Origin of the sequence: Neobacillus drentensis, from assembly GCF_036962125.1 — a bacterium.
Classification (GTDB): domain Bacteria; phylum Bacillota; class Bacilli; order Bacillales; family Cytobacillaceae; genus Neobacillus; species Neobacillus drentensis_B.
On record NZ_JBALOA010000015.1, the window covers coordinates 55,732 to 81,206 of the forward strand.

Annotated in this window: 35 protein-coding genes, 1 pseudogene and 1 riboswitch; of the genes and pseudogenes, 31 read left to right on the forward strand and 5 right to left on the reverse strand. The window is 38.4% G+C overall.

The genetic code is table 11. The features are described 5' to 3' along the window. The first annotated feature begins 7 nt into the window (after positions 1-7). The 20 genes from V7121_RS14715 (at position 8) to V7121_RS14810 (ending at position 9,739) form a co-directional block, all read left to right on the forward strand. Entirely contained in the window at positions 8-331 is a 324-nt protein-coding gene (locus V7121_RS14715; protein ID WP_335547014.1) for a hypothetical protein, read from the forward strand. A gap of 1 nt (position 332) precedes the next feature. Beyond that, positions 333-695, forward strand: a complete 363-nt coding sequence (locus V7121_RS14720) for a hypothetical protein (protein WP_335547016.1) — start codon at positions 333-335, stop codon at positions 693-695. Next, positions 692-937 (forward strand): hypothetical protein, encoded by a 246-nt coding sequence (locus V7121_RS14725; protein WP_335547018.1) that lies wholly within the window; start codon positions 692-694, stop codon positions 935-937. The genes V7121_RS14720 and V7121_RS14725 overlap by 4 nt, the downstream gene beginning before the upstream one ends. A 70-nt stretch (positions 938-1,007) precedes the next feature. After that, on the forward strand, positions 1,008-1,142 hold the full coding sequence (locus V7121_RS14730) for a hypothetical protein (RefSeq protein WP_335547019.1): 135 nt from the start codon (positions 1,008-1,010) through the stop codon (positions 1,140-1,142). Between the two features lie 186 nt (positions 1,143-1,328). Next, the gene (locus V7121_RS14735) at positions 1,329-1,922 is read left to right on the forward strand and encodes a hypothetical protein (RefSeq protein WP_335547021.1); all 594 of its coding nucleotides are present in this window, start codon (positions 1,329-1,331) and stop codon (positions 1,920-1,922) included. Then, complete coding sequence (locus tag V7121_RS14740; RefSeq protein WP_335547023.1) at positions 1,919-2,146, forward strand: hypothetical protein; 228 nt, start codon at positions 1,919-1,921, stop codon at positions 2,144-2,146. Before V7121_RS14735 ends, V7121_RS14740 begins: the two co-directional genes overlap by 4 nt. 138 nt (positions 2,147-2,284) lie before the next feature. Then, entirely contained in the window at positions 2,285-2,422 is a 138-nt protein-coding gene (locus V7121_RS14745; protein WP_335547025.1) for a DUF3983 domain-containing protein, read from the forward strand. Between the two features lie 4 nt (positions 2,423-2,426). After that, complete coding sequence (locus tag V7121_RS14750; RefSeq protein ID WP_335547027.1) at positions 2,427-2,651, forward strand: hypothetical protein; 225 nt, start codon at positions 2,427-2,429, stop codon at positions 2,649-2,651. A gap of 25 nt (positions 2,652-2,676) precedes the next feature. Further along, a complete protein-coding gene (locus V7121_RS14755; protein WP_335547029.1) occupies positions 2,677-2,907 on the forward strand; it encodes a hypothetical protein in 231 nt (76 codons plus the stop codon). Beyond that, a complete protein-coding gene (locus tag V7121_RS14760; protein WP_335547031.1) occupies positions 2,907-3,509 on the forward strand; it encodes an HNH endonuclease signature motif containing protein in 603 nt (200 codons plus the stop codon). Before V7121_RS14755 ends, V7121_RS14760 begins: the two co-directional genes overlap by 1 nt. A gap of 18 nt (positions 3,510-3,527) precedes the next feature. Next, entirely contained in the window at positions 3,528-3,734 is a 207-nt protein-coding gene (locus V7121_RS14765; RefSeq protein ID WP_335547033.1) for a hypothetical protein, read from the forward strand. 243 nt (positions 3,735-3,977) lie between these two features. Continuing rightward, positions 3,978-4,316, forward strand: a complete 339-nt coding sequence (locus tag V7121_RS14770; RefSeq protein ID WP_335547035.1) for a hypothetical protein — start codon at positions 3,978-3,980, stop codon at positions 4,314-4,316. Then, positions 4,316-4,480 (forward strand): hypothetical protein, encoded by a 165-nt coding sequence (locus V7121_RS14775; protein ID WP_335547037.1) that lies wholly within the window; start codon positions 4,316-4,318, stop codon positions 4,478-4,480. Before V7121_RS14770 ends, V7121_RS14775 begins: the two co-directional genes overlap by 1 nt. Before the next feature lie 51 nt (positions 4,481-4,531). Further along, the gene (locus tag V7121_RS14780; RefSeq protein ID WP_335547039.1) at positions 4,532-4,951 is read left to right on the forward strand and encodes a hypothetical protein; all 420 of its coding nucleotides are present in this window, start codon (positions 4,532-4,534) and stop codon (positions 4,949-4,951) included. 172 nt (positions 4,952-5,123) lie between these two features. Further along, positions 5,124-5,687, forward strand: coding sequence for a dUTP diphosphatase (locus tag V7121_RS14785; protein WP_335547041.1), 564 nt, complete (start codon positions 5,124-5,126; stop codon positions 5,685-5,687). Then, positions 5,687-6,121, forward strand: a complete 435-nt coding sequence (locus V7121_RS14790; protein ID WP_335547043.1) for a YopX family protein — start codon at positions 5,687-5,689, stop codon at positions 6,119-6,121. The genes V7121_RS14785 and V7121_RS14790 overlap by 1 nt, the downstream gene beginning before the upstream one ends. 1 nt (position 6,122) lies before the next feature. After that, positions 6,123-6,392 carry a hypothetical protein gene (locus V7121_RS14795; RefSeq protein ID WP_335547045.1) on the forward strand — a complete coding sequence of 90 codons (270 nt, stop codon included), beginning with the start codon at positions 6,123-6,125 and terminating at the stop codon, positions 6,390-6,392. Between the two features lie 123 nt (positions 6,393-6,515). Next, positions 6,516-6,989 carry a hypothetical protein gene (locus tag V7121_RS14800; protein WP_335547046.1) on the forward strand — a complete coding sequence of 158 codons (474 nt, stop codon included), beginning with the start codon at positions 6,516-6,518 and terminating at the stop codon, positions 6,987-6,989. Between the two features lie 412 nt (positions 6,990-7,401). Then, complete coding sequence (locus V7121_RS14805) at positions 7,402-7,854, forward strand: ArpU family phage packaging/lysis transcriptional regulator (RefSeq protein WP_335547048.1); 453 nt, start codon at positions 7,402-7,404, stop codon at positions 7,852-7,854. 286 nt (positions 7,855-8,140) lie between these two features. After that, positions 8,141-9,739, forward strand: a complete 1,599-nt coding sequence (locus V7121_RS14810) for a recombinase family protein (protein ID WP_335547050.1) — start codon at positions 8,141-8,143, stop codon at positions 9,737-9,739. 37 nt (positions 9,740-9,776) lie between these two features. Here the strand turns inward: V7121_RS14810 and V7121_RS14815 are convergent. Further along, positions 9,777-10,343: pseudogene (locus V7121_RS14815) on the reverse strand (ABC transporter substrate-binding protein); the annotation flags it as partial. A 122-nt stretch (positions 10,344-10,465) separates the two neighbouring features. Here V7121_RS14815 and V7121_RS14820 point away from each other — a divergent pair. After that, positions 10,466-11,260: an alpha/beta hydrolase family protein gene (locus tag V7121_RS14820; protein WP_335498722.1), complete on the forward strand. Its 795-nt coding sequence runs from the start codon at positions 10,466-10,468 to the stop codon at positions 11,258-11,260. Positions 11,261-11,299: 39 nt separating this feature from the next. Next, positions 11,300-11,542, forward strand: coding sequence for a DUF2584 domain-containing protein (locus V7121_RS14825; RefSeq protein ID WP_335498724.1), 243 nt, complete (start codon positions 11,300-11,302; stop codon positions 11,540-11,542). A 58-nt stretch (positions 11,543-11,600) separates the two neighbouring features. On the opposite strand, the gene pckA is transcribed toward V7121_RS14825, so the two are convergent. After that, positions 11,601-13,187 (reverse strand): phosphoenolpyruvate carboxykinase (ATP), encoded by a 1,587-nt coding sequence (gene pckA, locus V7121_RS14830; RefSeq protein WP_335498726.1) that lies wholly within the window; start codon positions 13,185-13,187, stop codon positions 11,601-11,603. 272 nt (positions 13,188-13,459) lie between these two features. After that, positions 13,460-13,597: riboswitch (SAM riboswitch) on the forward strand. A gap of 199 nt (positions 13,598-13,796) precedes the next feature. Here pckA and metK point away from each other — a divergent pair. Continuing rightward, positions 13,797-14,996, forward strand: a complete 1,200-nt coding sequence (gene metK, locus V7121_RS14835; protein WP_335547052.1) for a methionine adenosyltransferase — start codon at positions 13,797-13,799, stop codon at positions 14,994-14,996. Positions 14,997-15,281: 285 nt separating this feature from the next. After that, on the forward strand, positions 15,282-17,186 hold the full coding sequence (asnB, locus tag V7121_RS14840) for an asparagine synthase (glutamine-hydrolyzing) (RefSeq protein WP_335547055.1): 1,905 nt from the start codon (positions 15,282-15,284) through the stop codon (positions 17,184-17,186). 43 nt (positions 17,187-17,229) lie between these two features. On the opposite strand, the gene V7121_RS14845 is transcribed toward asnB, so the two are convergent. Beyond that, a complete protein-coding gene (locus tag V7121_RS14845) occupies positions 17,230-17,745 on the reverse strand; it encodes a gamma carbonic anhydrase (RefSeq protein WP_335547057.1) in 516 nt (171 codons plus the stop codon). Between the two features lie 138 nt (positions 17,746-17,883). On the opposite strand from V7121_RS14845, the gene V7121_RS14850 reads away from it, so the two are divergent. After that, a complete protein-coding gene (locus V7121_RS14850; protein WP_335498735.1) occupies positions 17,884-18,687 on the forward strand; it encodes an alpha/beta hydrolase in 804 nt (267 codons plus the stop codon). Between the two features lie 17 nt (positions 18,688-18,704). After that, entirely contained in the window at positions 18,705-19,787 is a 1,083-nt protein-coding gene (locus V7121_RS14855) for a tetraprenyl-beta-curcumene synthase family protein (RefSeq protein WP_335547058.1), read from the forward strand. 18 nt (positions 19,788-19,805) lie between these two features. Here the strand turns inward: V7121_RS14855 and V7121_RS14860 are convergent, their stop codons facing one another. Together V7121_RS14860 and V7121_RS14865 are read right to left on the reverse strand one after the other, a co-directional pair. Beyond that, positions 19,806-20,378 carry a tRNA (mnm(5)s(2)U34)-methyltransferase gene (locus tag V7121_RS14860; RefSeq protein ID WP_335498740.1) on the reverse strand — a complete coding sequence of 191 codons (573 nt, stop codon included), beginning with the start codon at positions 20,376-20,378 and terminating at the stop codon, positions 19,806-19,808. A 2-nt stretch (positions 20,379-20,380) separates the two neighbouring features. Continuing rightward, positions 20,381-21,340 carry a TIGR01212 family radical SAM protein gene (locus tag V7121_RS14865; protein ID WP_335498741.1) on the reverse strand — a complete coding sequence of 320 codons (960 nt, stop codon included), beginning with the start codon at positions 21,338-21,340 and terminating at the stop codon, positions 20,381-20,383. A gap of 215 nt (positions 21,341-21,555) precedes the next feature. On the opposite strand from V7121_RS14865, the gene V7121_RS14870 reads away from it, so the two are divergent. The 5 genes from V7121_RS14870 (at position 21,556) to V7121_RS14890 (ending at position 25,239) form a co-directional block, all read left to right on the forward strand. Further along, positions 21,556-21,825 carry a YtzC family protein gene (locus tag V7121_RS14870; protein ID WP_098260139.1) on the forward strand — a complete coding sequence of 90 codons (270 nt, stop codon included), beginning with the start codon at positions 21,556-21,558 and terminating at the stop codon, positions 21,823-21,825. Further along, positions 21,822-22,001: a glycogen biosynthesis protein GlgD gene (locus V7121_RS14875; RefSeq protein ID WP_335498745.1), complete on the forward strand. Its 180-nt coding sequence runs from the start codon at positions 21,822-21,824 to the stop codon at positions 21,999-22,001. Before V7121_RS14870 ends, V7121_RS14875 begins: the two co-directional genes overlap by 4 nt. 375 nt (positions 22,002-22,376) lie before the next feature. Next, positions 22,377-23,189, forward strand: a complete 813-nt coding sequence (locus V7121_RS14880) for a hypothetical protein (protein ID WP_335547060.1) — start codon at positions 22,377-22,379, stop codon at positions 23,187-23,189. 80 nt (positions 23,190-23,269) lie between these two features. Then, complete coding sequence (locus V7121_RS14885) at positions 23,270-23,782, forward strand: NapC/NirT family cytochrome c (protein ID WP_335498750.1); 513 nt, start codon at positions 23,270-23,272, stop codon at positions 23,780-23,782. Between the two features lie 2 nt (positions 23,783-23,784). After that, a complete protein-coding gene (locus V7121_RS14890; protein ID WP_335498753.1) occupies positions 23,785-25,239 on the forward strand; it encodes an ammonia-forming cytochrome c nitrite reductase subunit c552 in 1,455 nt (484 codons plus the stop codon). Positions 25,240-25,475: the final 236 nt, after the last annotated feature.

Consider the following 25,475-nt stretch of genomic DNA (forward strand, 5'->3'; position numbering starts at 1 on the left):
AATGAGAATGGTGGACTGGCTAAGTGGACCATTAGCGGTAGGTACTTGGGTAACATTAGACAGTGGCTTATTAAAAAACTTCACGGGATTTATTACAAAATATAATTATGAAGAGGAACAATACCGAATTCAGCTCACACTGAATGCAGAAGGTAAGCAAACAGAAGGTCACTTGTGGGTATTTTCAGAGAATGTCATTCCAGCTCCAGTTATAGAATTGGACGAAATTGATCTCCAGAGCTTAATTGATATCACCTTGTTTTTAAAAGAAAAAGAATGGTTTTTGGAGATTGCGTCACAATTGCTCGAAGAAACTACGTTGGTGAAATGAGATGATGATTATTATTTTATTAATTGGGGTTTTTATCGGATTTGTAGGATTGTCCATTTTTTCAGGGAATGCATATGAAAAAGGAGTCGAGGATGGCAAAAAAGTAAGGCATTTAATCGAAACGAGGTGTCACACGGATTCTGTAGAGCGCCTACAAAAAGACAATGAACGGCTAAATATCAATCGAAACTATTTCGAGAATAAATCTATGAACTTGGACAAGGCACTCGCTGAAGCAAATGAAAGAATCAGAGATTTAGAGGAAGTTGCCCAAGTATGGATTAAACAAAGTTTAGAAGAATCTAAAAAGCTGATAAAGGCAAATGAACGGATTCGGCTGTTAGAAGGAGGACATGAAGAATGACATTTGATTTTGAAGCATTTAAACAGAAATACATTAATGATACTGGTGTAGAGGTATTTGTAGGGAACGCTGCTGAAATTAGAAGTTTTATCACTACTTTTGAAGAGACACAAGCAGCTCTAGAGGAAATGTCTAAGGAATTGAAAATCGCCAATAACATGATCAAGGAATTGAAAGATCATATTCGTGCCAAGTCACCTAATAGTACTAAAAAAGCTCCATACGATGACCCGAACGATTAAGCAATAAGAATTGCTATTTTTTTAAAACAGTAAATTACGAGGTCGTAATTTCGGAGGTTAAGACGATTTTATGAAATACTCTCAAGCTACGAAAAAACAATTATATGCCCTTGCGATGAACGAAACCATTAGTTTAAAAGTTCGCTACGCAGCTGCCCGCGAACTTTTGAAAAGAAAGGTGAAGCAGGATGCTAGAAAAATGTAAATATCCTCTTTGTCACCAGAAAGCAACTAAAACGTGGGCACTGGTTCCATTGTGCCCCACTCATTTTAATGATGTTTATGACGAGACCATTAGGCACTATGTAGGCAAAAACGATATCCGAATTAAAGAGGAAGACCGGGTGCATTATACGGCAATATCTCATTTAACGCCATGGGGGAGGAAAAGATGACCCGATTTGTTGGAATTGACCCAAGTACAAAATCAGGATTTGTTGCTTTAGATTCTAGTTGGAATGTTCTTAGGGATAAAGAACTCACCGGGATAGGCGATGAGGATCCGAGAAGGATGGTTACCCTTATCAATGAGATTATCGCTCATGTGAGACCGGATGACTTCATTTGTATTGAAGGATTTCCATATGACACCCAACGAGCCATGTTTGCAGGTGGGCTCCATCATGGTATACGAAACGAATTATTTAAGAGGAAAATCCCTTATTACGAAGTGGCCCCGAATGCGGTGAAAAAGTTTGTGAATGTCTCAGGCTGGGAAGGTGAAGTTGGAAGTAAAAAGCGTTTAACTGGTCCTCAGAAAAAAAGAGCTGTAATGAAGGCTGCTTATGAACACTTTGGATTTAAGCATAAAAGCGACAACGTAGTAGATGCCTATATAATCGCTCGAATTGCCTATGAATTGTTCATAGAAAAACAAGATGTCCGGTTTCACATTTTGCCTAGTTATCAGCAAGAAGTCATTCAAAAAATCTTAAATACCGAACCTAAAGAGGTCAAGCCTAAAAAGAAAAAGGCAAAGTCATGAAAAGAAAAGATTTTCCAGTCGTTATTCGCCGACAGAGGAAATACGAGGCAGAACAAGCAATTAAGGACCTGGAAGACAGAGGTTTCGTGCTGATCTATCCATTAACTGAATTTAGGAGTGATGGAAAAACCTTTACTCGTGATTCGTTTAATCGAAAAATCTTTGTAGAAAACACTGAGAGTAGCTGCTGGGTCGCAAAGCTTAGAAAGGTGGAAGAGGAATGAAATTTGTAAGTTGTAGCAGATGTTTCAAGCTGGTACCACCTAAACAAACCGACATGATCGAAAACAAACGAGTTTGTCACGACTGTAAGAAAAAGGCACACAAAGTTAGAAAAATGATTGTATGAAGAGGTGAAAAGCATGGTAAACAAGGTCAAGCAGAAAAGAAGGCTTAGAAAAGCAATTACTAAGCGACAACGGGTTAACGAGAAAAAAGTTTTAGATAATTCCTTTCGAAATATTTTTGTAAAAGCCGGTGTATTAAATGGGCGGTCTTAGGAAAATGAAACGTGCGCAACAGCCGAAAAAATTCACTCAACAACTAAATCTTGAGTTAGCTGAATCCATAATTTTCAATCGAGGATTCGACGCTGGTGCAAAGGAACAAAGAGAATCAGATGTTCGTTGTTTAGTAGAGTTACTGGAAACGCTGGAAGAACTTCATGGTATTGGAGAAAAAACTGCAGATAAAATCAGAGATATGTTTTTAAGTCGGTTCGGAAAATAGTACAAGGAGTAAAGGAGATGGGGATATGAAAAACACTCTGGGAGATTTGAATAATCACTTATTTGCACAACTAGAACGCTTAGGAGACGAAGATGTTGAAGGGGAAAAATTAGTGGAAGAAATCAAGAGAGCAGAAGCAGTATCGAAAATAGCTTCTCAGATCATTTCAAACGGTTCTTTGGTATTAAAAGCTCAACTAGCTATGAAAAACAGCATAAATGCGGATGTCGTTCCTAAAATGTTGGAGGGTAAATAATGGTTCACCGTTATACCTCAGAAGAGATTTCTTTCCTTTCGGAACATGTACTAGGTCGAGGTAACGCGGAATTATTAAAAATGTTTAATGATCATTTTGGCCTGGATTTAACACTTTCACAAGTAAAGGCAGCTAAAAAAAATCACGGTTTAAGTAGTGGGTTAGATGGAAGGTTTAAGCCTGGGGGTGTGCCGTTTAATAAAGGGACAAAAGGCCAGTGCAACCTAGGGGGAAATCGAACGTCATTCAAAAAAGGACAAAAACCATTTAATTTCAAGCCGATTGGAACGGAGAGGATTGATCAAGACGGGTATATATTAATCAAAGTTTCCGATGATGGGCCTTGGCATAAAAGATGGCGGCATAAACACAAAGTGGTGTGGGAAGAGGTAAATGGCCCAATACCAAAAGGTCACTGCATCCTCTTTTTAGACACTAACAAACAGAATACAAAGCTGGAAAATTTACAGCTGATTACTAAAAAACAGTTGTCCCGCTTAAATCAAAAGCGCTTAATATCAGACAATCCAGAGTTAACAAAAACCGGATTAATCATTGCTGATATTTACAGCAAAATAGCTGAAATGAAGAAGACCAAATGATTTTAGGAGCTGTTGCTCATGGACGAGGTAGATTACCAGGCATTGACCGCGAAACTCGGTGAAGTAACTGTACTAAACAAACAGCTCAAACGTGCAAACCTCAATATGAAGCGAGAAGTAAAGCAACTTAGAAGAATAATCAAGAAAATGAAGGATGAAGCCGCTAAAGATCAGAAGCCCAAATATAAAAATGTAAAAATGGGCAGCCGTTCAATGGATAATTGACGGCGTTTGACAGCAACTGGGTACGACGGCATTTCACAATATTTTTATTCAACGGCAATCGAGTTTGACAGCATTTGAGCATGACGGCAAATGACAAAAAATATTAAGTCGGAATTTAGGAGGGGATTAGCATGGAAAACAATTTTCCAATGGCAGATATCGCAAATATTTGGGCAACTTATTATGATTCTTTAGAAAACTAGTCGCACTTGAATCAAATAGCGTCATAAAGGAGATTGTGAAATGAAAGTATCAAAAGCAAATGATGGAAGATTACTTTTTTATTGTGAAGGTTGTAAATGTCATCATGGAGTAACTGATTCTTGGCAATTTAACGGTGATTTTAATAAGCCAACATTTTCACCATCAATTCTTGTAAGAAGTACGAAGATGACAGAAAAAGGTGAAGCTGACTGGGAAGCATGGTGTAATGCAGGTTGCCCAAAAGAAGGTGCTGTGCCATTTGAAAGTGTACCAACAGTTTGCCATTCGTTTGTAACTGACGGAAAAATCCAGTATCTCAACGATTGTACTCATGAATTAGCAGGACAGACTGTTGAATTAGAGGAGATGGATAAATAATGGCTATGGCACAAGCAATTCAATGTCAAGGGTGCAAAATGGGATGGGAACAGGGTTGTTATCAATGGATTTCCTTAACAAAACAATTCAATAAAAATAAATGCGTTTTAATTACTGCTCGGAACGTTTTTGCTGATAATAATAATTCACAAACTCAAAAGTAGTTACGACACGTTACGAAACATATAGCGAAGTAAACAATAGGAGGTGCAACAATGGAAAGACCAAAAATAAGCCAAATGGTAATTAATGAGTTTACCAAGTTAATAGATAGTCAAGATGGAAAAGGCTTTGAAAAATATGGCGTGTCCATCGATGATGCTAAGGATGAATCCTATAACTGGGAGCATATGGCACTTGAAGAAGCTGCGGATCTGCAGAAATACTTGGTGAAACGAATTTTAGAACTTGAAAAACAATTGGTTTTGCATGATAAATGCGTTCAGGATTTATGCGCTGCTGAAATGAGTAACCAATGGTTATTGTCCCAGCTACTAGATGCTAAGGAAAAAATGAAACACCTCAAGGAAATGTCCAGGACATCTAAGTGCATGAAATTAGAACAGGAAAACCTCGCACTGGCTCATGAGAATCAAAAATTAAAGGAACAACTACAACAACGAATTGCTCGATAATCCATATTAACATTAGGAGATGATTTTGGATGAACAGAGCTGAAAAATGTGTTGAATGTGGTGGGCATGTGCCGGTGTATCTTAACTTTTTTTGTGAAGAGTGTTGGAAGGATATATTAAACCAAATTATTTTAGAAACTACAATCCCAAATAACTTAAAGGAGGTAGGCAAGTGAACCTTGAAAAATTGTTTCAAGCGCAAAAAGTTTTACGCGATCGCATTGGCTATAACGAACCAGATAGACTAAATAAGCTAATTTTGGCATTATTAGTCGAATTAGGCGAATGTGCGAATGAGTGGAGAGGGTTTAAGTTCTGGAGCAAAGACCAGGCACCACGGACACGAAAAGCACGCGGGCCCTATGTAGACCTAGAGGATGCAGAATTTTATAATCCTTTGCTTGAGGAATATGTCGATGGGTTACATTTTGTTTTGGAGTTAGGACTTGAAATAAATCCGAAAGATTTTCCTATTGTTGATGTGGAACCACTAACGGGTGAATTTAAAAGCGTGATAGAAGCAATTAGACACACGTTTAACTGGACTGTGAACCTTGATTATATTTTGTTTGATGAGCCTTTTAAGAGTGATTACAGAATCCAACGGACGTACTTTAATTTGTTGCAAGTTTTTATAACACTTGGTGAAATGCTCGGCTTTACCTGGGAAGAAGTAGAACAAGCCTATTATGCTAAAAATTCTATTAATCATCAAAGGCAGGAGGATGGTTATTGATGGGTTGGGAAATTAAGTTCCGTGCTTGGGATAATGTTGATAACAAAATGATTTATCTTGGTGAAGATAATGATTACGTTTTTGAAATTGCCTCTTACGGAATTAGAAGTGTAAAAGTTGGTGAAAATCCATTTGATTATGAAGTGTTGGAACATCTTAATTATATGCAGTATACCGGCATAACCGACGATACAGGAAAGGACATTTTCGAAGGCGATATCGTGAAGTGGGTTAGGCGGCAATATACAGATTGCGGCAAAACTGAGATTGAAGAAGAACAAACTTTTATTGGTTCTGTTTACTGGTATGAGACAATGTGGGCAATTAAATCAAAAGGCAATGGATATCTGTTAATGCCCTATTATTTAGATAATGATGATTTTGTGATTGTCGGAAACATTTACGAAAATCCCGAACTATCGGCAGGTGAATGATATGGGTTTTTCCCGAGAAGAACAAGAAACTTCAATGGTTTTTGACAACAGTACCGGCAAGTGGAACGTTTACTCCACGGTTCCAAAACACATTCGAAAACTCTCAAAACTCACAGCAATTCGCACCTTAGAATTAGAATCAGGGAAACCGATTGCGATAAAATGTGAATTGGAAGAAAAAATGGTCAGCATGAAGAAAATTAGAATCATGTCCGAAGAACAAAAACAAAAGAATGCTGAAAGGCTTTCTAAGGCTAGAAATCGTGAGTAGATAGGCAAAAAAAATCATACATTTGTGGTTAGTAACGGTATAAGTCAACTAACCTTCTATAAGTCTGTAAACTCGATTACGAGCTCGTAATCCTACATTAAAATATAGGAGTGAATAAACAACATGCAAGTAACTGTAAAAGCAAATTTTAATAAGCAAACCAAAGACAGCAAAAAGGAACTCATCCAATTTTATGTAAAGGGTGAAGATGAGAAAAAGCCTGAAATTAATCAAATGACCCGTGAAGTCGTGGAGCTACAGATTGAAGGGGTAGAGCAAAGCCTTACCTGTGAATTCAGTAAAACCAGCAAGGACAGTAAAAAAACAGTTTTAGAGTTTATTGTCAAAGGTGATACCTCTGCAGACCAATCCTACAATTTTTACAGAAAAGCCGGTTCGGATGTGACCTTAAGTATTATCGAGTCACAAATGAGCCTAGAAGAGTTTTACGATGATGAACACGAAGGTATTTCTTACACTGTTGAAAAGGATGGGACGGCCTCCGTATCTCCTAACCAGATGACATTGGAAGATGTGGCAGAAGAGGAAGTCGTTGAGGTCACCACAGCTGCTGATGATGATGATTTATTAGATTGATTATCTTTGAACCAAAATGCGAAGTTATGAATGGGGAGAAAACTTATGAGTTGTTCTTATCAGCATATACGCAGAGAAGCACCTTCTTGTCCGAATTGCGGTAAACCTGATAGCGCAAGAATGGGAAGTACGGAATGGGGACATGGTTATTCCTGTTGTTCGGACAGATGTGGTAAACGATTGGCTAAACGGATTGAAAATGGAATGTTTAAATCAAAAAGTCCTTACTCTGTCTTCGAATCTTTTCAATATGATACTACAGAAAATTTAAGGAATAGAATAAGACAATTAAAACACCAACTCAAAAGTAACGGAATAAAACCAGTTAAGAGTTAATGCACATTTCGAAAAAAAGTAGTAAAAAACAAAGTACCATTCCCGGGCTAGTCCCGGGACCTCTTAAGGGGTGTGAATGATGGATTTCGAATTACCTGAATTAGATCGAGAAGCAACTAAGCAAAAAGTAGAAGAGCATCTTAGGAAATATCGCATGTATAAATACTTAACATTCGAGGAAAGAGAATCTTCAACAACTTCCAGCAGCACCCCTCGTTATCATGGTCCTACCAATCAAACTAGTGACCAAACTGGAACCATAGCAATCTATAACGTTGATGAACAAGCTAGAATGAAGCATTTTTGTGAACGTACCGAGAGGGCTGTTAAGTATCTGCCTCCAAGAGAACGGTATTTAATTGAGCAACGATATATGGCTGAAGATAGTGAATATATTACGGATTTAACTGTTTATTACCATCGATTTCAGCCGCCAGTCAGCCACGTAACTTACGGGAAAATCCGCTGGAAAGCTTTTTATCGATTAGCACTAAATTTAAATATTGCAGTAACCAAAATATCTGAATAGGACAGGCTCATATTTTCATATGAATTGACTAGAGGTGAGAGGATGAGACAACTAGTGATTAAAGACAGGACATATTCCGTCACCGAAGATAGAGAAAAGGTGACATTTAAAGACAATTCGAATCAACCTTTAAAGATTAACTTTAGTTTTAGTAAGAATCCCGATAAAAACAAATTAGCAAAGGAGGGGTTAACTGTTTTTTTTACAGAGGTATTTTCTTGATACCTCTTTTTTTTGTTGTATAATTACAGGCAAGAGGTAACGTGGAAAAAAGGAGGGGAATCATATGAAACGAGTATGGTGTTTATATCGGGTTTCTACAAAAGGACAAGTTAATGCAGATGAAGATATTCCAATGCAAAGAAACGCTTGTTTTGATTTCGCAAAAAAACAAAAGGATTGGACCATAACGAATGAACTATACGAGCGTGGAGTATCAGGTTGGAGTAAAAAGGCTGATGAACGTGATGAATTAATGTCCATTCGTGAGGCTGCTGTTAATAGAGAATTTGATGTTCTGCTTGTATTTATGTTTGACCGCCTAGGTAGACGGGATGATGAGACTCCATTTGTTATCAATTTCTTAATCGAAAATGAAGTAGAAGTGTGGTCTGTAAATGAAGGTCAACGGAAAATGGAACAACATGTGGATAAATTGATTAACTATATCAGTTCATGGCAATCCTCTGGTGAAAGTCTTAAGACATCTTTACGAGTCCGAGAATCAAAGCATCAGTTAAGTGAACAAGGTTATTTTCAAGGTGGGGCAGCGCCATATGGGTATAAAATTATTGAAACAGAACAAACTCACTGGAAAGATAAAGATAGAAGAATAAAAGAATTAATCCCTGATGAATATGAAAGTAAAATTGTTAAATTAATCTATAACTTATACATCGAGCGAAATTATGGCTACCGGAAAATCATTGATCACCTTAATGAAAACGGATATAGAAATCGTGAAGGTGGATATTTTATCATAAGTTCTGTTAGTCGAATTTTGGACAATCCTATATTTATAGGTAGAAAACGTTATAAAAGTTTCAAAGGTAAAAAAGGAGATACACAACCTTACAACGCAAAATTAAGAATCATCCCTGATGAAATGTATTACAAGGTACAGGAAATGAAGCAAACCCGAAAAGAATCCTTGCATGACCAGGACAAAGTAGGAATCCCACTCTCAGGAAGATTAATGTTTTCAGGAATGGCATATTGTCAATATTGCGGTAGTAAGTTAGCGGGGAATTATCTTTATCGGAATTATACTAAAGAGGACGGTTCGATTTATACGACCCCAATATATAGATACCGTTGTCCATTAAACAAAGGAAGCATTGAACATGAAAAGAATATTTGGGGAGCAAAAAAGATTGATAAAGCAATCATACAGAATGTGAAAGACATTTTGAGTCCTATTAATATAGAGCAATTTATTGACTTATCCGTAAATAAGAAAAAAGAAACATTTGATACAAAAGTGAAGGCATTAAATAATTTAGAAAAAGAACAATCTCAATACACGAAGCAACTAGATAAATTGAATATGGAAATTGCTAATTCATTAATTGGGAAAAGCGCCTTTACTCCCGAACAATTATCAGGAGCGATAAAAGGAATTGAAACTCAGCTGAAGGAATTGAATAGCAAGATAGACATATTAAAACAGGAAATTTCTCATGAAGAAGATAACTATTTTGATGTGAAATATACAGCAGATGAGTTAAAAAATTGGGAAACTAAGTTTGATCAGGCTGATGATGATTTAAAGAAGGCCATGCTTTCACGAATTATTGATAAGGTGATTTTCGGTAAAGGTGAAATAGATATTCAATTTAACTTCATGATCGATGAAATACTAAAGCTAACGTATGAGACTGTGTAAAAGCAGTCTTTTTTAGATTAAAGTAGTGTATAACGTTACCAGATGCAAAGGCGTTAGCAATATTCGCAAAGTCAATGTTTTGAATTAAGTTCAAATCTTTATGTGGATCAATTCCATGCTGCTTTAAAACAAACTCACCAACCATCTGTGGCATGCCGCCTTTGCGCTGGCCTAAGAAGGTTTTTCCTTTTAAGAGATCCCACGAAAAGTTATCAATCTTTTCTCTAGAAACTAGGAAAGTACCATCTGTCTGAGTTAATTGCGCAAAATTGATGACCGGGTCATTTGCTCCTTGTGCGTATACATAAATGGATGTTTCTGATCCAACAAGAGCAACGTCTGCTCCTCCTGAGATTAACGTTGTCATGGTTTTGTCGCCGCCTGGAGTAGTTGTCAGGGTGACATCTAAGCCTTCAGCTTTGAAAAATCCTTTTGCTAAGGCTACATACTGCGGGGCATAGAAAATCGATCGGGTAACTTCGGCAATCCGAACTTTTTCTAGTTTCTTTGTTTCATTTTTTGAAGTGCTATTGCATGCAGCTAGAGAAAACATCAGTATAGTGATGAGCAGAAAGGAGAAACTGAACTTTAACGATTTTTTCATGAAGCAAGCCTCCTTAAATATCATAAAAAATCTGGGCTAATTGCCTAAGATATCCTATGAGTGGGAGGAAAATGTGTGAATGCCTAGTGAGAATAAATTTTTAATAAAGGGAAGATGTTCAGATGAATTTATATAGTGATGGAAAAATCATCGCGAGGACACGCTTTCCTTCACCTAATCCAAAAGTTGAATTAACGGTAATTACCTACCTTTCACATGGATTAAAAGTGAAAGGAATGCTAGCGGAACCGATTGGGGGAGGAAAATATGATGGATTCCTCTATTTACGCGGTGGAATTAAAAATGTGGGCAAAGTTCGTCCTGCACGGGTTGCCCAGTTTGCTGCTGAGGGATTTATTGTCTTTGCCCCTTACTATCGTGGTAACCAAGGTGGAGAAGGAAATGAAGATTTTGGCGGAGAAGATCGGGAAGATGCGTTTGCTGCCTTTTTGGTGTTAAAATCCATGCCAAGGGTGGGCGAAATACATATATTTGGCTTCTCGCGGGGCGGGGTGATGGCACTGTTGACAGGAATTGAGTTTCCAGAGGCAGCATCTGTTGTCACCTGGGGCGGGGTCAGTGATATGTCGCTAACCTATATGGAACGAAATGATTTACGAAGAATGATGAAAAGGGTCATTGGAGGAACTCCTCAGAAATATCCAGAAAGATATCAAGACAGAACCCCTTTATATCAATTAGAAAAGTTGACAGCTCCGGTCCTCATTATCCATGGTGTGATGGATGAAAATGTATCCGTAGAGCATGCATATCGTCTTGAAAGAAGGCTTAAAGCATTAGAAAAACCTGCCGAATGTTGGTATTTTCACGAATTTACGCATTACTTTCCGCCAGCGGTAAATAGAAGAGTTGTGGAGGATTTATCAAAGTGGATGAAAAGTCAACGTAAAAGATGATAATATATAGATAAAACAAGCAGAGGAGCGGATGTATAGATGGGTATGCCTCTTGAGTTAAATACGATGATTGTCACCAAGGGTAGAGAGAAACGAGTGGAGGAAAATGTCTTTTTACTAGAAAAAGAAGGGTATAGACTGTATCCAATTGATATTCCGGTTGATGTAAGAAAAACAATCGATAGTGATTCCAGTGGTACCGCGCTTATCAAAAAAGTTGAGCTTCAAAATAACAGCACGACGATCACTTATCAATTAATTTCATTAAATTCAACTAATTAATGTTTAAAAGCCCATATCAATATTTGATATGGGCTTTTAAAATATTGGGCTTATCAGCTTAAGCAATCGGTCCGCCTTTTTGTTCAATTTCTTCTGAGACGTTCGTAAATTTCTTGAAGTTTTCTCGGAACTGTGTGGCTAATTCTTCTGCCTTCTTCTCATAATCAAACGGATCAGACCATGTTTTACTAGGCTGCAGGACTTCATCTGGTACTCCAGCAATATGAAGAGGGATATTTAATCCGAAAATTTTATCTTTGGTAGTTTCTACATGATTTAGTTCCCCTTCAAGTGCGGCTTGAATCATGGCACGGGTATAGGATAGCTTCATCCGATTACCAACTCCATATTCGCCCCCGGTCCAACCTGTATTGACAAGAAAGACATTGGCATTGTGCTCAAGAATCTTTTCACCCAGCATTTCTGCATACCGAGTGGCAGGCAGCGGTAAGAACGGTGCACCGAAGCAGGTAGAGAAGGTAGCTTGCGGCGAGGTGATTCCCCGCTCTGTTCCGGCTAATTTCGAAGTATAGCCGCTTAGGAAGTGATACATTGCTTGCTCCTTGGTTAGCTTAGAAATAGGCGGCAATACACCAAAAGCATCGGCAGTCAAGAAGATGATCGTGTTTGGATGCCCTGCAATACTAGGTTGAATGATATTATCGATGGCATCAATTGGATATGCGGCACGCGTATTTTCTGTCAATGTTCCATCATCATAATCTGGGATTCTTGATTCCTTATTTAAGGTCACATTTTCTAAGACCGTTCCAAAGCGGATGGCGTCAAAAATTTGCGGCTCTTTTTCACGACTAAGATTAATACACTTAGCATAGCAGCCTCCCTCAATATTAAAGACACCATTAGACGACCATCCATGCTCATCATCACCGATTAATCGACGATTGCTATCAGCGGATAATGTGGTCTTTCCTGTTCCAGATAAGCCAAAGAATAATGCGACATCACCTTCAACACCAACATTAGCAGAACAGTGCATTGAAAAAATATTATTTTCGGGCAGTAAATAGTTCATAACTGAAAAAATAGACTTCTTCATTTCACCTGCATATTCTGTTCCACCAATTAAGACAATTCTTTTTTCGAAGGAGATGATAATAAAGGCCTCTGAGTTGGTACCATCGATAGCTGGGTCCGCCTTGAAATTAGGGGCAGAGATAACGGTGAATCCAGCCTCGTGTTCAAGTAATTCATCATCTGAGGGGCGTATAAATAATTGGTGGACAAATAAATTCTGCCATGCTAACTCATTCACGACTTGGATGGGCAAACGGGACTTTTTATCGGCACCGGCAAAGCCTTTAAAAACAAACACTTCATTTTTTTCTTTTAGGTAATCAATTACCTTGTGATAAAGGCTTAAGAAAGCGGCCTCTGAAATCGGTTGATTGGTAGTGCCCCATTCAATTTTATCTTTGGTTGCTTCTTCTAAAACAATGTATTTATCTTGAGGAGAGCGTCCTGTATACTTTCCGGTAACAACGCTAATAGCTCCAGTAGAAGTAAGTGCTCCTTCATTACGAGTTAAGATTTTTTCTACTAATTGAGGTACAGATAATTGCACATGGACATGACTTTCTTTTAAAAATTGTAATAATTCATTTCGAGTATCAACAGAATTCATCTACTGAAACCATCCTTTATTTTAGTTTTTATGATGTAAATGTAATAAAAAGTATAGCACATTAAAGTAATTAATGCATACTATTCAGGATAATTTTTAAAATTTTTTAAATAGTTTAAGGTAAACAGAAAATTATAAGTGGGAAAAGGTAAATTGTTGGTCAAAGAATGGAAACAAGAATGTTTTTGCAGCTATATCTCTGTAGATCTTTTCATAAAATATTCATTGACATTGTTTGACAATATGTTATGATTCTAACTTGAACGGATACTCTCTTATCCCGAGCTGGTGGAGGGACAGGCCCAATGAAACCCAGCAACCTGCAATATGAAATGTTTGACCCCTAAATGGTCCTTTTCAAATGCGAAGGTGCTAATCTGACGCAAGGCTGCTGCCTTGAACGATAAGAGCGAAAGGCCCGAAAACAACCTTTCCTCTATGGTAAGGTTTTTTGTTTTGTATAAGTCCTTTAAAGAAAGAGTCTCTAATAAAAATCCTTTGTTTATTACATACTAAGGGAATGAGTACCGTATCAATTCTCGAGGTTGAAGAAGTATTCCTGTAACCTTCGATAACCTCGGGTGATCTCATAATATAGGAGGAATTCAGATGTCAAGAAACGCACGTTTGTTCACTTCTGAATCAGTTACTGAAGGTCATCCGGATAAGATCTGTGACCAAATTTCTGATTCCATTTTAGATGCTATTTTAGCAAAGGATGCTAACGCGCGGGTTGCGGCTGAGACTTCAGTAACAACGGGACTAGTGCTAGTAGCTGGAGAAATAACTACTTCTACATACGTAGATATTCCAAAAATTGTCCGTGAAACGATTAAAGGGATTGGTTATGATCGTGCGAAATATGGCTTTGATTCCGAGACATGTGCTGTTTTAACATCTATTGATGAACAGTCTCCAGATATTGCGATGGGTGTTGACCAAGCATTAGAAGCACGCGAAGGTCATATGTCTGATCAAGAAATCGAAGCAATTGGTGCAGGGGACCAAGGATTGATGTTTGGTTTTGCGTGTAATGAAACGAAGGAGCTTATGCCTCTTCCCATTTCACTAGCACATAAGCTCGCTCGTAAATTAACAGAAGTCCGAAAGGATAAAGTGTTAGATTACCTTCGTCCAGACGGAAAAACACAAGTAACTGTCGAATATGATGAGAACGATAAACCGGTACGTATTGATACCATTGTTATTTCCACTCAACACAATCCAGAAGTTACGCTAGAACAAATTCAACGTAACTTGAAAGAATATGTCATCAATCCTGTAGTTCCAAAAGAACTTATTGATGAAAATACCAAATATTTTATTAATCCAACTGGTCGTTTCGTTATTGGCGGTCCACAAGGGGATGCAGGGTTAACGGGCCGTAAAATTATCGTTGATACGTATGGCGGCTATGCTCGTCATGGCGGTGGTGCTTTCTCCGGTAAAGATCCTACAAAAGTGGACCGGTCCGCAGCCTATGCTGCACGTTATGTGGCTAAAAACATCGTTGCTGCTGGTCTTGCTGAAAAGTGTGAAGTTCAACTGGCCTATGCGATTGGTGTAGCACGCCCTGTTTCTATTGCTGTTGATACGTTTGGAACGGGCAAAGTAAGCGAAGATGTTCTTGTTAATTTAGTAAGTGATAACTTTGACCTTCGTCCAGCAGGGATCATTAACATGTTGGATCTTCGCCGCCCAATTTACAAACAAACGGCAGCCTATGGTCATTTTGGTCGTACAGATGTTGACTTACCTTGGGAGCGAACCGACAAAGTAGATTCATTACGAAACCAAGCTAATTTATAAATAGAAAAAGTGGGGAGTTACATACGACATGTAACTCCTGTTTTCATTTATACGTCTATTTACCTGTACAATATATCTTTGTTTACATAAAATGAAATGTTTAACCAGGTACAAAGAAGTGAAAAATGTGGATAGTAAATTTACCTATAGTTCACAGTGCATTTTTTAGAAAAAAAGTGGTAGTATTAGAGAGTATGTTTTCTAACTTGCTCCAACAAAAAATGTTGGTGCTTTCTGAGCAATCCATCCTTTTTATAGGATATTTAGAATGAGGTGAGGTACATAATGTGTGGCTTTATAGGTTGTGTACACGATAAAACACAAAACTATAGTGAAGAACAAAAACAACAATTTAAAAATATGAACGATATTATAACGCATCGTGGCCCGGATGATGATGGTTTTTACTATGATGACCATATCCAATTTGGGTTCCGCCGATTAAGTATCATTGATATTGAGAGTGGGCACCAGCCGCTTACGTATGAAAATGAGCGTTATTGGATTATTTTTAACGGTGAAGTTTATAACTATGTTGAGCTTCGTGAAGAACTGCTAAACGAAGGGTTAACGTTTTCTACCAGCTCCGATACGGAGGTCATTATTGCCCTCTACAGCCATCTGAAGGAAAGAGCAGTTGAAAAATTACGAGGAATGTTTTCCTTTGTGATTTGGGATAAACAAGAACAAACACTTTATGGGGCACGTGATCCATTTGGGATTAAACCATTCTTTTATATGGAAGATGGGGAGCGAACCTTTTTTGCCTCAGAGAAAAAGAGTATTCTGCTAAGTCTTGAAAATGATGTGTTAAATTATGATTCACTCCAGCATTATTTAACCTATCAATTTGTTCCTGAACCAAATACCATGTCTGATGGGATTAAGAAATTAGAGCCGGGCCACTTTTTTACTAAAAAAATTGGTTCGCCAATGGAAATCAAACGATATTGGAAGGCATACTTTAAGCCAGTCCACAAATCAGAACCTGATTTTATCAAAGAAATTAAAGATGTTCTTTTCGACTCTGTCAAAATGCATATGCGCAGTGATGTTCCAGTTGGTTCGTTCCTGTCAGGTGGGATTGATTCGTCGATTATTGCTTCGATTGCCAAGGAATTCCACCCTGCGATTAAAACTTTCTCAGTCGGGTTTGAGCATAATGGATTCAGTGAAATCGATGTGGCAAAAGAGACTGCTGATAAGCTTGGTGTTGAAAATATCAGTTATGTGATCTCACCACAGGAGTATATGAATGAAATTCCAAAAATCATGTGGCATATGGATGATCCATTGGCAGACCCTGCCTGCGTTCCGCTTTATTTTGTGGCTCGTGAGGCAAGAAAGCATGTCACCGTTGTTCTTTCTGGTGAAGGGGCGGATGAATTATTTGGCGGTTATAATATTTATCATGAACCGCAATCATTAGAGGTATTTAATAAAATTCCTCGAGCAGGAAAAGTGCTTTTAAAAGGGATCGCTAACATGATGCCTGAAGGAATGAGAGGGAAAAGCTTTATCGAACGTGGTGTAACTCCAATGGAGGAACGCTATATTGGTAACGCGAAAATGTTTACGGAAGAAGAAAAGCGTGAACTATTAAATGTTTATCGTCAAGGTTTAGATTATACCGATATTACTAAGCCTCTTTATGCCGAATCACGTGGATACGATCCAGTTGACCGGATGCAGTATATTGATATCCATACCTGGATGCGCGGTGATATTTTACTGAAGGCAGATCGAGTGACAATGGCTCATTCCTTAGAATTAAGGGTGCCATTCCTTGATAAGGCAGTCTTCGAGGTCGCTTCAAAAATCCCAACCAATCTGAAAACAGTTCATGGGACAACGAAGTATATCTTGCGTAAAGCGGCAGAGGGTATAGTTCCTGCCCATGTGCTTGATCGCAGGAAATTAGGTTTCCCTGTGCCAATCCGCCACTGGTTAAAGAATGAGATGAACGAATGGGCAAAAACAATCATTCGTGAAAGCAATACCGATCATTTGATTAATAAATCATATGTCCTTCGCTTGCTCGAAGACCATTGCCAGGGGAAAGCGGATAACAGCCGGAAAATTTGGACGGTGTTAATGTTTATGGTATGGCACCAAGTATATGTTGAGGATGTCTATTCCTTTCAACGTGATTATAAATTAGAAAAAGCATTGCAAACTTCAAAAAATTAATGAAAAAGCAAAAGCACCCAAATTTGGGTGCTTTGCTTTTTCATTATGATGATTGTATCGACTTATAATATTGGGCCTTCTCCGCATATTCTGTAGAGATTCTTACCATATCTTTAATGTCTTCTTCTGTTAATTCTCTAATAACTTTTGCAGGTCTGCCAAATGCTAAGGTATTAGGGGGAATCTTTTTTCCTTGGGGAACAAGGCTGCCTGCACCAATAAAAGCCCCTTCGCCAATTTCAGCATTATCAAGGATAATCGATCCCATGCCAATTAATGCTTTTTTTCTAATAATGCAACTGTGTAAAATCACCTGATGTCCAATGGTAACTTCATCTTCTAAAATTAGCGGGTTATTGGGACTTTGGTGTAAGATAGAATTATCTTGGATATTTACTCTTTTTCCGATAACGGTCGGGGCTACATCCCCTCTGATGACTGTGTTAAACCAGACGCTTGACTCATCACCAATTACAACATCTCCAGAAATGGTTACATAATCGGCTATATAAGCAGTATCTGCAATGTGGGGGTACTTATCTTTATAAGGATAAATCATTCTACTCGCTCCTTTTCCATATTGATACTATTTTATCGGAAGTAGGGAGCTATTAAAAATAATTCGTCTTTTTTGTTTAAGCAGTACGATTTAAATTTTTCCTAATTGGTATGGATGATTTTAGGGGGGAAAACTACTATGTGGAAGTGGGAAGCAGAAGGGGAAGCGAAAGCGGTGATTGTAATGGTCCATGGTGCAATGGAACATCATCGCCGTTATGGCTGGCTGATTGAGATGTGGCGTTCATCCGGTTTCCATGTTATTATGGCAGACCTTCCGGGCCAGGGGATGACGACAAGAGCCAACCGCGGTCATATTAACTCCTTTGACGATTATATTTATGAAGTGAAGGATTGGATACAGGCTGCCTATCGTTACGAATTACCAGTCTTTTTACTTGGTCATAGCATGGGCGGATTAATCTCTATTCGAATTTTACAAGAAGAAAGACTGAATGTTGCAGGTGTAATTCTTTCTTCTCCGTGTTTAGGGTTAGTTCATACCCCGTCCAAATTTCTTGATATATTATCGCATGGTTTGAATGTTGTTTTCCCTTCACTTCGGATCAATTCCGGATTGACGGTCCAAATGGCAACTAGAAATGATGAGGTCCGTGAAGCGGATGCAAATGATACACTTTATGTGACTAAGGTTTCCATCAGGTGGTATCGAGAACTGGTAGGAGCGATGAAACAAGCATTTGAAGATCTTGGGAAAATTCAGGATATCCCGATGCTCGTTATGCAAGGCGGAGATGACAAAATCGTTAATAAAGCCACCGTAAAGGAATGGTTTAATCATGTTCCGCTTTCTGAAAAAAGATTTAAGGAATGGCCGAAGTGCTATCATGAAATCTTTAATGAACCAGAGCGGGAAGAGGTATTTGAATACGCAAAGGATTTTGTATATAGTCAATTAAAAGCAATCGGTTATATTGTTTAGAAAGGTTGTCGGTTTCAATGATGCCAATCACCCTTATGTCCAGGGTATATCGCAAAATACTTCCAGCTGTACACAAAGAATTGGCTTATTGGAAAAGCCGTGCTGAAAAAATTCCAAACGAGGAATTAAGAACGCAAGCTCTTGCTAGTATTAATACGAAAACGTTTCATTGCGAGGGTGGAGCCATCCTTGCACTAACCGCTAAAGACGACTATAAAAAGGCAATAAAATTCATTGTTGCCTACCAAACCATTAGCGATTATTTAGATAATCTATGTGACAGATCGACATCACTTGATCCTATGGATTTTACTGCACTCCATGAATCAATGGCCGATGCACTCGTCCTAAGTGCTGAAAGGAAAAACTATTACCGGCTCCGCGAAGATCAGGATGATGATAATTATTTGAATGATTTATCAGAGACCTGCCGTTCTGTCCTTAGCGAACTAAAAGATTATGATGGGATTAAGCCATACTTGTTGGAGCTTTGCCAATATTATTGTGATTTACAAATTCACAAGCATGTCATTATGGAGGAACGAGTGCCGCGGCTGGAAAAATGGTTTCAAACAAATCAGCACCACTTACCTGAAATGGAATGGTTTGAATTTTCGGCTTGCTCCGGTTCTACCTTAGGCATTTTCTGCCTTGTGTCCTATGCATTTCGTGATGATTTTCAGCAGAGTGATGCGGAAAATATTCGTAAGGGCTACTTTCCATACATTCAGGGCCTACATATTCTTTTGGATTATTTTATAGATCAAGAAGAAGATATTATCGGTGGGGATTTGAATTTTTGTTCCTATTATCATAGTGAGGAAACACTTTTTAAGCGGTTAAAACATTTTATTGTCGAAGCAGATCGGCACACGGAATTTCTTCCGCATAAAAGTTTCCATCGCTTGATAAACCGTGGTCTGTTAGGAATTTATTTATCTGATGCTAAGGTACGCAAGCAGAAGAACGTTCGTAAATTAGCAAGAGGAATTATCAAATCGGGCGGGTGGATTAGTTATTTCTTTTATTTCAACGGCCTTGCCTACCGATCTGTACAAAAGTCAGTTCCGGCATTTTTAACCAGATTAATAACAAAATAAACCAGGCGGGAGCCTGGTTTATATTTTTTCTATCGCAATAATAAACGCTGGACTATTTTGTTGATTGATAAATTGGTATTGGAGCACATGTGCTCTCTTTTGATTAATTTGCCTGCAATAGGTAAGCAAAGAATCTCGCTCTTCGGCTCCGCCTTTGTGACCATGGTAAATAACTAACACAATGATTCCTTCGGGTTTGGAAATTTCCAATAGTTGTTCAATGGCAGCAATTGTTGTTTCAGGCCTCGTAACAATCGCTTTATCACTGCCGGGAAGATAGCCTAAATTAAAAATGGTGCCTGACACCGTGCCATGGTAGTTGCCGGGAATCAATTGGCTAAGCTGCTCATGACCTGAATGGAAAAGTGTAACTCGCTCTGACAGGGATTGCAGTGTCAACCGTTCCTTGCTAGCCACGATTGCTTCTTCTTGAATATCAAACCCAAATACGTGGCCTGATTCACCAACAAGCTCTGCCAGGAAAACCGTATCATAGCCATTACCTAGGGTCGCATCAACAACAACATCTCCAGGTTTAATCGCTTTTTTGAGTAGGTTCTTCGCGAACGGTAGAATCTTATCTATGTTCATGGTTACTTCACCAAGTTCCCTTGATAAAATTTACCCTGCCAACTGTTCCTTTCCTTCAGTTTAGCATCAATTGCATTTAAGACTTCCCACTTGTTAACACTCCACATCGGTCCAACCATTAAGTCGATCGGTCCATCACCTGTAATCCGGTGAACAATCATTTCCGGTGGTAAAATTTCTAATTGGTCGCATACTAAGTCGACATAATCTTCTTGGGACATAAACTCAAGCATTCCTTTTTCATATTGCTTGACCATTGGCGTCCCTTTTAACAAATGAAGTAAATGAATCTTGATTCCTTGGACATCTAACTTGGCGACTTCCTGCGCTGTTTCCATCATCATGTCATAGGATTCAAGCGGCAGACCATTGATGATGTGGGAGCAAATGCGAATGCCATGCGCTCGTAGCTTATTCACTCCGTCTTTATAACATTGAAAATCATGGGCACGATTGATCAATAAGGCTGTACGCTCGTGCACGGTTTGCAGTCCAAGTTCCACCCATAAATAGGTGCGTTTGTTTAGTTCTGCTAAATACTCGACAACATCATCGGGTAGACAATCAGGACGGGTTGCAATCGATAAACCCACTACGCCTTCCTGCTGTAAAACTGATTCGTATTTTTCACGAAGAACATCTACAGGTGCATGGGTATTTGTAAATGCCTGAAAGTAGGCCATGTATTTGCCATCTTTCCATTTTGTGTGCATTTTTTCTTTTATGTCGTTAAATTGTGTTTCCAGGGTCTCGACACGATTACCGGCAAAATCGCCTGATCCAGACGCACTACAAAAGGTGCATCCCCCGTGTGCGACAGTGCCGTCACGGTTAGGGCAGTCAAAGCCGCCATCGAGTGCCACCTTAAACACCTTATGACCAAATTGCTCGCGTAGGTGGTAATTCCAAGTATGGTAACGTTTATCATCAGATGCATATAGAAAAGGTCTAATCTGACTCAATCAGAAAACCTCCTTTATTAAAAGTAAAAGAGCATAACATCAATTTTAACATGATATGACTAGCTATCCAAATGTAATTATTTACGAACCTGCTTGGTAAAAAATTATCCAGCTAATTGTGTTATAGGAAATAGAATGGAGAACACAATAAGAAGTGAAGCAATATGCTTCTAGAGATTCAAGGGATTGAGTTATTAAAGAAGGGGGTTCTAACGATGGCTACTCGCGACTCAATGGACAACTTAATGCAACAGGTTGAGGATGCAATTCGCTATGCCGAGGAACAGTACAAACAAAGCAGCCTTCAAGAGCAGTATAATGATGATGATTACACAAAGGCACTGCAACAGCTTGAAGATACTTACCAAGACATTACCAAAATGGCCCACAGTGCAAATTCGCAGCAAAGGGACCAACTCCATAGAATGAGACTCCAGCTTCAACAGCTACAGAACACAATGATTCTAGAGGGGGAAAACCTTTGAAAAAGCGTTCCAAACAACAAAATCCCGAACAGAAAACACGGAATGGAACTAATAATCAAGATCTAGAGCTCGGACAAGATTTTGATCTTGTAAAGCAAGCAAAGAAGAACTATGAAAAAACAGGAGGACAACCAGTAAAATCCAAATTTCACCAAGAAAAAAACCAATCTTCCTAAAATAAGGAAGGATCCCTCATTTTTTTTCGATGAGAGGGTCCTTTTTTTTTGAAAAAAATATTTGCAAGAAACCACAAAAAAGTGCTGAAAAACACTTGAAATGACAATTTTTCAACAAAAACACCTTAAAAATAGAAGGAAAATGCCGTTCATAATTTGGTAACATGTGTTGTATTATTTGTGATGTGCATCACAGTTTGCATTTTCATAAAATGGTTTAAATAAGGTATGGGTTAGCAAAATTCATATCAAAACCTCCCTTTTTGTTAGTTGAACAGGACGAGAGATCGGTTCACCTAACAATATTTTTCGGTGTTTTTGTGAACAAGTTCACATTTTATCCATATGTAAACCTTGATGAAAGGAATTAACTACATGAAAAAGTACATATTGATGGTTAGCGTACTCCTTGTCTTATTGTGTCCTTCAAAAGGCTTGGCTGAAAGTGAAAGCCTGTTAAGTTTGGAGGAATTAGCTATTCAAGTAATGCCGGAATACACCTATCATCCCAACGATAAAGAGAAGGATCATGTCCCATTATTAATTGGGTATCAAGGAACGATGGTCAACAACTCGGACCAGCCGCAAACAGGAAAAATTGAAATACCACTGCCGATGAAAGAGAATGATTTTCGAATTGGCTATGTTGCCGATTACTCTAGTGATTTAAGTAAGGCATATGAAATTGAATATACGATTGACCCAGAAAAAGGGACTATTTCATGGGCAACTAGCGAAGAAATTGGGCCGAGAGAACGATATAAATTTGTTATCGAGTTTTATTCAGAGAGCATCAATGTAAAAAAAGATCAAAAAACACTCCAGTACAAATTTAATAGTTTTGCTGATATTGACTTGGTAGATGTAATTTTTACAACGCCAAATAATGCTGAAAAAGTGAAAATCACGCCAACCCCTTCAGAAAAAGAAAATCATGGCGATGAGAAAAATACATATTCCTATCTTTTTCAACATGTAAAAGCAGGGGAAGAAAAAGTCTTTACCCTTACCTATGTTCGTAGTGAATTGAAACCTACTTCTGAACTTATGAAGACGCATACAATGGATGAAAAGGACAATAAATCTAATGGCCTAGCTGTTGGAGCTTTTAGTGGGGTTAGTGTCCTCTCGGTAAGTGCGCTTACATTTTTGCTAAGGAAGAGAAAACGTGCTGGAACAAAAGCATGATGCATTTGGGATTAAGGTACAGAAATGTACTTTAACTATATAAAAAGAGAGAGAAAAATTTTTTATGGGAGGTGAAGTAAATGTTTAAAAAACTGCTGAAAATGGACAAAAAGTTTTTAATTGTGTTGGCACTTCTGATTGGTGTGTTTTTATCTTTTTCAACCGTAAAAACAATGGCCTACTTGGATTCACCTGGTTTTTGTCAAAACTGTCATACGATGAAATCCGTTCATAAGTCATTCACGAATTCTACGCATTCCGATTTACAGTGTAATGACTGCCATCTACCACATAAAAGTGAGGTGGGTAAATTATTCTTTAAAGGCCGCGCAGGGATGACACATATTTATTTCAACACACTTGGAACGAAGAAGATACCAAATGTGATTGAGGCGACGGATAGAACCGAAAGTATCATGAATGATAACTGTATTTCCTGCCATAAAAGTACGCTGGACAATGTATCGCATGATGCAAAAGAAAAATGTATTTCCTGTCACAAAACAGTACCACACGGGAAAGGCTTTAAAGATGACAGTTATAATAAGCCACCTGTATCAGGAAAGTTATTAGAGAATAAGGGAGGATTTTAGAAATGGGAAGGTTTCGAAATGGGGCATATCTTCTCCTGCTAGCGTTAATTCTGATTATTACTGGGTGTAGCAGCAACGAATCCAGTGAGAAAACCGCTTCCGCAGCAGGTAAGAAGACAACAGGGCTCTCAGCCGATGAAATTAGTAATGAAGCATTTAAGGACATATTTCCGCTTCAATATAATAGCTATAAGAAAAATGAAAAAATGGAAGATACAACATACGGCGGTTCTGTAAAACGCAGCAAGTATGATGCTGACAAAGAGCCGTTGTTGCCAATCCTCTTCAATGGATATGGATTTGCGACTGAATATAACGAAGAGCGGGGACATACATACGCTTTAGAAGATATTCGTAATGTGAAACGAATCACCGATAAATCTGTGGGTTCTTGTTATACATGTAAATCTACAGCCGTTCCAAAAATGATTAAAGAAATGGGTGACAGCTATTGGGGCGCTAATTTTAACAAAGATATCTGGCCTAAAGGGGAAGCAATGGGTCACTCACCAATTGGCTGTTCTGACTGTCATGATCCAAAAACAATGGATTTACGTGTGACTCGTCCCAGCTTTTATAAAGCTTTAAAAGCGAAGGGGGTAGATGTTTCAAACCCAACGAAAAATGATATGCGGAGCTATGTTTGCGGTCAGTGTCACGTGGAATATTATTTCGCAGCGGATAATAGTGAAGTAACATTCCCGTGGACAAAGGGCTTTAAACCAGAAGAAATGTACGAGTATTACAGCACAATTGCTAAAGAAAAAGGATTTGAAAAAGACTGGATTAGCAATATTTCTGGAACTCCGATGTTAAAGTCTCAGCATCCTGAATATGAAACACATTCATCAGGAACTCATGGTAAGGCCAATGTTTCATGTGCAGATTGCCATATGCCATATGAGCGTGTCGATGGAAAAAGAAAGATCACGTCACACTGGTGGACTTCTCCACTGAAAACAATGCAAACTTCATGCGGTCAGTGTCACGGTGACCGTGATTTAGATAAATTGAAAGATCGTGTTCTTGAAATTCAAGAAGCGAATGTAAGTGCATTACATGAAGCACAAGATATTTCTACGACATCACACTATTATGTAAACAAAATGATTACAACTGGTGTGAGTCAAGAAAAAATCAAGCAAGCACAAGAATTTGTTCGTAAAGGACAATGGTTCTGGGATATCATTGCCGCTGAGAACTCCGCTGGTTTCCATAATCCACAAGGATCGATGGATTCACTAAGAGAATCAGTAGTCCAATCAAACAAGGCGATTCGTCTTGCCACCGAAGAGCTTGTGAAAAAAGGTGTCAAGATGGAAGAGTTGGATAAGGAAATTGAAAAAGTGAAAAAGGCTGTACTTGCTGAAAAAGTTAATGAGAAGAAAAAAGATGCAGCCGTCAATTCCTATTTTCCTGCACAAGCGCCAATTGTTCCAGCAGTTCCGAAGAAATAATCTTTCAATTAGATCTTTACAATGGTAGAAAAAATTTGATATCGTCAGGAAAACACTGTTGCTTTTATGAGGACAGTGTTTTTTGTGTGAAGTTGGTATTAAGGGGAAATTATAAGGTTTGGCGGAATCATTTCGAAATTTGGCGGAATCCAATCGCAGGTTGGCGGGATAATACAGTTCTATCTGTTTTTTTATCGAAGTACACGTTCTTAATGTCGAAAATAGTAGTTTGAATT